This is a genomic window from Leuconostoc sp. BM2, from assembly GCF_002095565.1.
Taxonomy (GTDB): Bacteria; Bacillota; Bacilli; order Lactobacillales; family Lactobacillaceae; genus Leuconostoc; species Leuconostoc falkenbergense.
This window is the reverse complement of record NZ_MOWQ01000064.1, coordinates 1-4,131: the sequence shown is the minus strand read 5'-3', so window position 1 is coordinate 4,131 and position 4,131 is coordinate 1. Positions and strand designations below refer to the sequence as shown.

Sequence of the window (4,131 nt, the reverse complement as noted above, 5' to 3'; positions counted from 1 at the left end):
TAGCGCCAAAGAATTAGATCAAATTAATCATTGGATCAATGCGAGACCAATGAAAACACTCAACTGGCAATCACCACGAAAGGTTTTTCAGCAGTTTGCAGTGTTCGGTTAATTCTTGCAATCTACCAAATATAAAAACCCCAAAGGGGTTGATTTTGATTATAAAGGATTAACCGCGAAGCATTATAGTACGTTGAAAAACCACTTTTGGGTAAAACACATTCTGTGTTTGAAGCAAGCATAACGCGCTTACTAAAATAAAGCAAATTAAAAGTGCACATCTTGGGGAGACGTACACTTGGGGGAGTGAGTATAATTGAGGTATCTACTCACATGTTTATTGTATATCACCTACTAATTTATAGCAAATAAAAACCCAACAAACACTATTCATTGAGAGAGAGAATAATTTGTACTGTTCAAAGAACATGTTTATTGAGCTATTAAATTGTATCACTTGTGCGGGTTGAGGGCAAATAAAAAATCGACCCGTGCTAGGTCGACCCAATGTACCTCGCGTACTTTGTTATCAGGATAACATTACGCTTAACATATTCCAGTGAGATTTACATTGTAGCAGAAATATTTCTTACATAAGTAATAACATTGTATTTTATTTATTGCAAATAAAAAACCCGACATGGGAGAGTTTGCATATTATGAATTAATGTTAGGACACATCGGGCTAAGTAGTCACCTACTATGCTTATATATTATCACTACATAGCTTAATTAGTCAAACAAAAAGCTCAACAACACGTAAACATAAAAACCAAAAGAGATAACATTCAAAAGAGCCGTTGTTGAGCTGTGTAATTATTGTATCATGTAATTTATTTTTGGGTAATAAAAAAGCTCAACAGTGTAACATCAATTAACCCGCTGAGCTTGTAGTCCACCCTTGAAAGAACTACTCATTTAATTTATCACAAATTAAAACCCAGCAGAAGGATACATACAATTAAAGTCTGGGAGAGATGAAATTATGATTCTGTTGGGTAGTGTCAACATAAGACTTACTTATTGTAAGCTATTTAAATTTTAAATGCAAATAAAAAACCCAACAGGTATGTTAGTTTAAAGGATTACAAAATAGAAAAGCGCTGGTGTTCTGTTGGGTAAAATGCTATTGCATTTGATTTTATTGTACAATTATTCACATACTAATGCAAATTAAAACCCAACAAACAAATTGTATACTTACGACCGTGTTTGTTGGGCTATTTAATGGTATCACTTGTGCGGGTTTAGTGCAAATAAAAAACCGCAGTTATGCGGTGCTAAAGTTCCTATTAGAAGGGCCATACATGTGTCTGATTACCATACAGGCAACTTACGTTATTTACATTTTAGGAAATGTGTGTTCGCAGATTGGCAAGAATTACAGTACCCTTCACACCAATAATAACACATCACTTGTTATAAATACAAGCTATTTAACTAAAAAAACTAATTTCATTATACTGGTAAGGAAAATACATATTGTGATTTGTCTGCGTTATATTTATCGATCTAATATTGCCAGAATTTGTTTGGCCAAGCGCTTGACTTCGGCATGCCCTTTCAAGACAGTTTGCAAATAAATCAGCAACTTGAATTAAGTCAGAGGCTTTTGAATTTCCATATAAGCAACTCGAAATATCTTTAAAAATATCTTTTTCTAAACACAGGGCAATGCGCAAATACATTGACAAGCTGTTAACGCTTTTAACTGTGCAATTTCTTTCGTCAATCAATATATCAACCACATCGCTTTTGCGACCTCTAAGTCTGCTAAAGTATTTCTGTATTATAAAATTAAAACATCTCTCCGGATCTTCGTACAATTGAGGTTTCAAATTCCAGTTGTCGATAATAATATAGTTGAAAGTGATATCAGTGTGATTACGCAGCTCCGAAAAGATATAGGATTTCATTTTGCAAGACATTGAAGAGCCTTTTATTTCTTTTGTGATATCCATGTTTTTGCATTTACCAGGATGGTGTTTTATATAGTTTTCTTTAGCTTTTCTAAAGTATCTAATGACATTTTTTGGTTCTTGTGTTTTGATCACAGAAATTATAAAATATCTATTCCAAGGATTTTCGTTCCTAGTGATACTGCCTGATTCATCTACTATTATCATGATAAGTGTTTCCAAATTTTTTATTAATATATTGAAACAACAATAACACATATTCATCGTACAATCAAAAAACCACCCAACCGGAAATAATCCAGTCGGGCGGTTTTTAATCTATTCATTTCTGTAAGGCGTTAACCTTTGCTTGTGCATCAGCTAATGCCTGTTGTGCTTTGGCTAACTCATCAACTTTCGCTACTTCACTAGCTTGTTGTGTTGCTGCCTCTTGCGCTTTAGCTTGTTCAGCCGTTATCTGTGGGTACGTCTGATTCAATTCATTAATCAATACAGCATATTCTTTTTCAATAGCGTTCTTGATTATTGCTTCATCGGCGTCTGATAACCCTAGCGCTGATAACGCTTGCTTGACAATATCAACGGCACCAGACTTCTTAGCTTCGCCCTCTAAATATTGCGTCACACCTAACTTTTGCATGGCTACGATTGCAGCCTTAGCCAATGGTGATAGAACGTTAATCAACGTTGTAGCTTTGCTATTACCAGTAATGACTTTACCAATCCAACCACCAATGATTGGAATAGCTGCCAAAGCGATTGCGATAATAACATCTGAAATACTATTTACTTGCATGTGATCTCCTTTAAATATAATCTTCTGGTGCGGGTGAGTGAGGCGCAGAATAGGCTGTAATTGCGTCGGACACTTGAGTAACCTGATCTTGGGTAATCAGTGATTTTACTAGATAATTTCCAGCGTAAACAGTTGCTAAGTCCGACGGAATCAATCCATCGTTAACACTACTAATTAACCCTTCTGTTAAGAATTCGCTTAAATCAAAACTCATTTCAAAGAACCTCCTAGCGCTACAATAGCTGCTTGTATTTTTGCGTAATCTGATTTCGTCAAAACTTCTGATGGATTAGCTGACCAATCAGTTGCACGAGAACCAGTTTCAAGCTTGACAAACTTAATGTATATGTCTAATACACCAGCAACAGAATTGAAATAAGCACGAAAAATGGGTCGGCCGGAATCCGCCTTCATTGTTGAACCAACCTTAGAATAAGATCCTGGTGAAATTGTGCCAAAATTATAGGCGGGTTTATACCCAAACCCAACCACATTAACTGTACCAGTTCCTTTTACCAATGTTGAACCAGTCGTTACCTGATTTTGGTTAAAAGATACTGGACTACAATATAAACCAAGCGCATTTCCAGTCCCAGTGATATGAATACAAGTGTCGCCATCAGAATCAGTTGTTACTGCTGCTTTACAATCTGCATTAGTTCCTTTATTTATCATCCAATTACCTAGTCCAGATGAAAAATTAGAATTAGTTAACAAGTTAGTTCCCACAGCACTATTATTAACTTGTGTTTGAAGCTCAACAAAAGCTGGCGCTGATGTCAAGCCGGCATTGTCAACAGTACCCGTATCGCCTTTGTCACCTTTCTCACCCTTAATACCTTGTGCTCGTATACTGAAAATCCGGACTGCTTTATTTCTAGGGCATAATCCGAGATAATCAAGTATAGGAGTTTTTTTATATTATGAAAGCTAAGCGATACTCAACAGAATTTAAGTCATCAATTGTCGCCTTGTATAACGAGGGACGTTCTGCTAATTCTCTAGCCAATGAATACCATTTGGCTGTACAAACCGTCACGGGTTGGGTGAAGAAAGCCCAAATCATTGGGACGGACGTTACTGGTAAGCCAGTGACTCGTGCCCAATTTAACGCAATGCAGAAAGAAGTCGCAAGACTTAAAGAAGAAAACGAAATTTTAAAAATTGCGGCCGTTTTGCTGGGCGAACATCGCAAGTAACACGTAAGACCCATTTTCCTATTGTCCAATCATTGCTAAAACAGCATTTTAAACTCATGATGGTGCTTCGCCTACTCAAAATACCCAAAAGCACCTACTTTGATTGGGTTCACTATACTGAGAGCCAACGACAACGAGAAGACACGATTTTAAAAGCTTTGTTGCGTGAAATTTGGCAAAATAACTATAAAGCTTATGGCGCGCCACGTCTGCGATT

At 36.5% G+C, this 4,131-nt stretch carries 4 protein-coding genes and 2 pseudogenes; 2 read left to right on the top strand and 4 right to left on the bottom strand.

Features of this window, described 5'->3' with window-relative positions; genetic code table 11:
- Positions 1 to 112, top strand: a pseudogene (locus BMG01_RS11060) (IS30 family transposase); the annotation flags it as partial.
- Between the two features lie 1,324 nt (positions 113 to 1,436).
- On the opposite strand, the gene BMG01_RS10095 reads toward BMG01_RS11060, so the two are convergent.
- The 4 genes and pseudogenes from BMG01_RS10095 to BMG01_RS10080 all read right to left on the bottom strand — a co-directional run.
- Complete coding sequence (locus tag BMG01_RS10095; protein WP_036068617.1) at positions 1,437 to 2,126, bottom strand: DUF3800 domain-containing protein; 690 nt, start codon at positions 2,124 to 2,126, stop codon at positions 1,437 to 1,439.
- Positions 2,127 to 2,241: 115 nt separating this feature from the next.
- Positions 2,242 to 2,715: a holin gene (locus BMG01_RS10090; RefSeq protein WP_004913569.1), complete on the bottom strand. Its 474-nt coding sequence runs from the start codon at positions 2,713 to 2,715 to the stop codon at positions 2,242 to 2,244.
- Between the two features lie 10 nt (positions 2,716 to 2,725).
- Complete coding sequence (locus BMG01_RS10085; RefSeq protein WP_004913572.1) at positions 2,726 to 2,929, bottom strand: hypothetical protein; 204 nt, start codon at positions 2,927 to 2,929, stop codon at positions 2,726 to 2,728.
- Positions 2,926 to 3,531, bottom strand: a pseudogene (locus tag BMG01_RS10080) (collagen-like protein); the annotation flags it as partial. The pseudogene BMG01_RS10080 and the gene BMG01_RS10085, both read right to left, overlap by 4 nt.
- 107 nt (positions 3,532 to 3,638) lie before the next feature.
- Between BMG01_RS10080 and BMG01_RS10075 the strand changes: the two are divergent.
- Complete coding sequence (locus BMG01_RS10075) at positions 3,639 to 3,914, top strand: transposase (protein ID WP_004910748.1); 276 nt, start codon at positions 3,639 to 3,641, stop codon at positions 3,912 to 3,914.
- The last annotated feature ends 217 nt before the right edge of the window (positions 3,915 to 4,131 follow it).